General features: G+C 38.2%; 4 protein-coding genes and 8 tRNA genes. All 12 read left to right on the top strand.

Annotated elements, in window-relative coordinates; all coding sequences use genetic code 11:
- Positions 1–43 precede the first annotated feature (43 nt).
- The 12 genes from K6V48_RS11440 (at position 44) to K6V48_RS11495 (ending at position 4,603) form a co-directional block, all read left to right on the top strand.
- A tRNA-Pro gene (locus tag K6V48_RS11440) sits at positions 44–117 on the top strand.
- Between the two features lie 10 nt (positions 118–127).
- Positions 128–201, top strand: a tRNA-Met gene (locus K6V48_RS11445).
- Between the two features lie 13 nt (positions 202–214).
- A tRNA-Ile gene (locus K6V48_RS11450) sits at positions 215–288 on the top strand.
- An 11-nt stretch (positions 289–299) separates the two neighbouring features.
- Positions 300–389 (top strand) — tRNA-Ser (locus K6V48_RS11455).
- A gap of 11 nt (positions 390–400) precedes the next feature.
- Positions 401–474: transfer RNA gene (locus tag K6V48_RS11460), tRNA-Met, on the top strand.
- A 22-nt stretch (positions 475–496) separates the two neighbouring features.
- A tRNA-Phe gene (locus K6V48_RS11465) sits at positions 497–569 on the top strand.
- Positions 570–605: 36 nt separating this feature from the next.
- Positions 606–679: transfer RNA gene (locus tag K6V48_RS11470), tRNA-Ile, on the top strand.
- 11 nt (positions 680–690) lie between these two features.
- Positions 691–778: transfer RNA gene (locus K6V48_RS11475), tRNA-Ser, on the top strand.
- 62 nt (positions 779–840) lie between these two features.
- Positions 841–1,665 (top strand): rod shape-determining protein MreC, encoded by an 825-nt coding sequence (gene mreC, locus K6V48_RS11480; RefSeq protein ID WP_172039162.1) that lies wholly within the window; start codon positions 841–843, stop codon positions 1,663–1,665.
- Position 1,666: 1 nt separating this feature from the next.
- Complete coding sequence (gene mreD / locus K6V48_RS12130) at positions 1,667–2,182, top strand: rod shape-determining protein MreD (RefSeq protein ID WP_222369819.1); 516 nt, start codon at positions 1,667–1,669, stop codon at positions 2,180–2,182.
- Between the two features lie 84 nt (positions 2,183–2,266).
- Positions 2,267–3,535, top strand: coding sequence for a peptidoglycan hydrolase PcsB (gene pcsB / locus K6V48_RS11490; protein ID WP_172071689.1), 1,269 nt, complete (start codon positions 2,267–2,269; stop codon positions 3,533–3,535).
- Between the two features lie 102 nt (positions 3,536–3,637).
- Positions 3,638–4,603, top strand: a complete 966-nt coding sequence (locus K6V48_RS11495) for a ribose-phosphate diphosphokinase (protein WP_172006775.1) — start codon at positions 3,638–3,640, stop codon at positions 4,601–4,603.
- Positions 4,604–4,752 lie beyond the last annotated feature (149 nt).

Raw genomic sequence — 4,752 nt, forward strand, 5'->3', positions numbered from 1 at the left:
TCGCTTAATGGAGACGTTAGGGGAGCTTTATTTTTAATGATATCGGGAAGTAGCTCAGCTTGGTAGAGTACTTGGTTTGGGACCAAGGTGTCGCAGGTTCGAATCCTGTCTTCCCGATTCAGTATATGGCGGTGTAGCTCAGCTGGCTAGAGCGTCCGGTTCATACCCGGGAGGTCGGGGGTTCGATCCCCTTCGCCGCTATTAACTTGTTGCTGGACCTTTAGCTCAGCTGGTTAGAGCTCTCGGCTCATAACCGAGCGGTCGTAGGTTCAAGTCCTACAAGGTCCATTTGTTTATTTGGAGGATTACCCAAGTCTGGCTGAAGGGAACGGTCTTGAAAACCGTCAGGCGTGTAAAAGCGTGCGTGGGTTCGAATCCCACATCCTCCTTTACTTAATATCGCGGGATGGAGCAGCTAGGTAGCTCGTCGGGCTCATAACCCGAAGGTCGTAGGTTCAAATCCTGCTCCCGCAATTTTATTTATATTGTGGATTATGGCTCGGTAGCTCAGTTGGTAGAGCAATGGATTGAAGCTCCATGTGTCGGCGGTTCGATTCCGTCTCGCGCCATTACATGGCTATGTCCAAGTAGTTATTTTATTTCTTGGGCGCGTAGCTCAGATGGTTAGAGCGCACGCCTGATAAGCGTGAGGTCGGTGGTTCGATTCCACTCGTGCCCATAAATTAATATGGAGAATTACTCAAGAGGCTGAAGAGGACGGTTTGCTAAATCGTTAGGTCGGGTAACTGGCGCAAGGGTTCGAATCCCTTATTCTCCGTAAGTGAACGAGATTATCTTTTGATATTCTCGTTTTATTGTATTTTCAGTAGAGGTTTTTTAATGAATAAATTGTCTAAGCTCATCATAGCCTTTTTCGTTTTCCTAATTCTATCATTTTCATTGCTGTTTGTTACGACAAGTGGCAGTCACGACATTCTGTTTCTTTCTAATATTGTTTCTGGAGTCATGACGCCTATAGAAAAAATTTTTTCACCTACCGTTTCATTTATTACCGCTCAAAGAACAAAGATTGAGGATCTTTTTTCTACTTTTAATGAAAATCAAGAATTAAAACAATCTATCGCTTCACTTGAGAATATTTCTGAAGACAATGAAACTTTACGTTTAGAAAATGAGTCTTTAAGAAAGGATTTAGGGATTGTAGCTTCATTTCCTGAAAAATCTTTTCTTTCTAGTTTTGTTTTAGTTAGAAATCCTGTATCTTGGACTGAACAATTGATTATCGATGCTGGAGCTGAACAGGGTGTTGTTGAGAATATGTTAGTTGTAGCGAATGGCGGGCTTGCTGGGATAGTTACAAATGTTGAGTCTTCTTCTGCTAATGTTAAATTGTTAACTAATTCTGATGAATTTACTAAAATACCAGTTAAAATTTCAACTCAATCTGGGGATATTTATGGTATTTTGTCTGGTTATGATTCAGATTCATATACTTTTGTTGTTAATCAGTTGAATTCTTTGAATGATGTTGAAGTTGGAAGTAATGTTGTCACAAGTGATTTAGCTGGAACAACTCCTGCAAATATTCAAGTTGGGAAAGTCAAATCTATTAGTTCAACAAGCAATAATTTGAATAGAGAAGTTTTTATTGAGCCAACTACCGATTTTTCTGAGATTTATTCGGTCTTATTAGTGGAGGAATAATATGAAATATAGCTCATTACGCTTATTAGTTTTTCCTTTATTATTTTTGATGTTTCTGATAGATAGTCAACTTTCATCACTATTTTCAATGTTTTCAATTAGTATTTTTTCTATTTCAGGTCATCTCTTACTCTTAGCTGGTCTTTACATGATTGATGTTATTTCATTACCTTATTCAATAATTATGTTTGTTTTATTGGGTATCATTTATGATCAGTATTATCTCAATATACTTGGTATAGCCTCTACTATATTACCGCTGTTATTATTTATTATTCATCATTTTTATAAATCGTTTAAGAGGAGTTGGTTTTTAGATCTTTTGGTTTTTTTGTTGATGATATTCTACTTTGAGTTTGTTAGTTATTTATTTGCAAGAATTTTTCACTTGACGAACTTATCTATTTTCGTATTTACTTTCTATAATTTGTTACCGAGTCTGCTTGTGAATACAGGTATATTTTGTACCTTTAGGCCTTTGTTTCTACGGATTTTCGACATTACATATAAGACATAAAAATGTAATAAATGCGTAATATAATTACGCATTTTTTTTGTTAAAATGATAGAGTCAGAAAACGAAAGAGGAGTCAAACTTAGTATGAAGAAAAAAATCTTAGCTACATTGATGTTGAGTACAGTTGTTTTATCGAATGTTAGTTATGTGGCTGTGATTAGCGCGAATGATATTGACAGTCAGATTGAGGCAAAAAATCAAGAAATCAATAGCTTAACTGCTCAACAAGCAGTAGCGCAACAACAAGTTGATGAAATTCAAGGAAAAGTTGATGAAATTCTAGCTGAGCAAGCTAAATTAAATGAAGAGAACGCACGTTTAGAGAGCGAGTCTGCATCGTTGGCTGCGGAAATTGAGCGATTATCTGCTGACATTGTTTCTCGCGACGGTGCATTGAAAGAACAAGCTCGTAGCGCACAAGTTGATGCTTCAGCATCTAGTTACATCAATACTATTTTAGATTCAAAATCTATTGTGGATGCTGTTTCTCGTGTAAATGCAATGCGTGAAATTGTTTCTGCTAATAATCGTATGCTAGAGCAACAAAAAACAGATAAAGAAGTAATTGTTGAAAAACAGAAAGCAAACCAAGAAGCTATCAATACCTTGGCTGCGAATCGTCAAAAATTAGAAGATGATGCTCAAGTTTTAGAGGTCCGTCAAGCTGAGTTAAAAGCTGCTCAATTGAATCTTGCGGCAGAAAAAGCAACTGCTGAGGATGAGAAGTCATCATTGTTGGCAGAAAAAGCTGCGGCGGAAGAAGCAGCTCGTCAAGCTGCAGCTCGTCAAGCTGCATACGAAGCACAACAAGCTGCTTTGGCTCAACAACAAGTGGCTTCAACTCAGCAAGTAGTAGCAACTGCGCCGGTGCAATCATCTGCAATCGAAACAGTATCTATACCTGAACAAAGTCAGGCTGAAGTTGCAACTCAACAACCAGTTGCCATTGTAAATGCACCAGTAAACACATCATCTACTTCTACGTCTTCATCAGCAGCATCTAATAATGCAAGATACGATGCTTCATCTTATCCTATAGGTGAATGTACATGGGGTGTTAAATCTCAAGTGTCCTGGGTTGGTCCTTATTGGGGTAATGCTAACCAGTGGGTTGCATCAGCACGTGCAGAAGGTTTTAGCGTTGGGACAACTCCGCAAGTTGGAGCAGTTGCTGTTTGGGTTGGTGGTACATATGGTCACGTTGCCTTAGTTACGGCTGTTGAAAGTTCAACCAACATCCAAGTTTCAGAATCGAACTACATGGGTCGTCGTTATATTGGTAACCATCGTGGCTGGTTTAATCCAACTACTACGTCAGAGGGAGCTGTTTATTACGTCTATCCTCCATATTAATTGAATTATAATAGAGCGCAATGTGAATACGCTCTATTTTTTATTGAAAAATAATTTGAAAAACGTTACAATAATAGAGGTAGAAAAATATAGGAGGCAGTCATGTCGTTTACTGACTTAAAATTGTTCGCACTATCATCTAATCAAAAGTTAGCAGAGAAAGTGTCACACATCATAGGGATCCCTTTGGGAAAATCAAGTGTTCGTCAATTTTCAGATGGTGAGATTCAAGTCAATATTGAAGAGTCTATCCGTGGTACGCATGTGTACATTCTTCAATCAACTAGCTCACCAGTCAATGATAACTTAATGGAAATTTTGATTATGGTAGATGCTCTAAAGCGTGCATCTGCAGAATCAGTAAACGTTGTTATGCCTTACTATGGTTATGCACGTCAAGACCGTAAAGCACGTGCACGTGAGCCAATCACTTCTAAATTGGTTGCAAATATGTTACAGACAGCCGGAGTTGATCGCTTGTTAACGATTGATTTACATGCCGCGCAAATTCAAGGTTTCTTTGATATTCCTGTTGATCATTTGATGGGAGCTCCTTTAATTGGTGATTATTTTGAGCGTCGTGGTATGGTAGGAGATGGCTATGTGGTTGTATCTCCAGACCATGGTGGTGTGACCCGTGCTCGTAAATTAGCTCAATTCTTAAAGACTCCGATTGCAATCATTGATAAACGTCGTAGCGTTGATAAGATGAATACATCAGAAGTTATGAATATTATTGGTGATGTTGAAGGGAAAACCTGTATTTTAATTGATGATATGATTGATACAGCAGGTACGATTTGTCATGCTGCAGATGCGTTAGCAGAAGCGGGTGCAACAGCTGTCTATGCTTCTTGTACTCACCCGGTTTTATCAGGACCAGCGATGGATAACATTAGTAAATCAGCTATTAAGAAATTAGTTGTTTTGGATACAATAGAGATTGCTGAGGATCGCTTGATTGACAAGATTGAACATATTTCGACAGCTGAATTATTGGCAGAAGCGATTATTCGTATTCATGAAAAACGTCCACTGTCACCTTTGTTTGAAACAAGTCGTGGTTAATACGTATAAGAAGAGTTAAATGACTCTTCTTCAGACTGAAGACAAAGTCCTTAGAATTGATTTTCTAAGGGCTTTTCTTCGTATTTAGGAGTATAATATAAGAAAAAGGACTTATGAGGTTCTCCTATGCTACACAAAGAAAAACCTGA

Source organism: Streptococcus suis, from assembly GCF_019794555.1.
Taxonomy (GTDB): Bacteria; Bacillota; Bacilli; order Lactobacillales; family Streptococcaceae; genus Streptococcus; species Streptococcus suis_AB.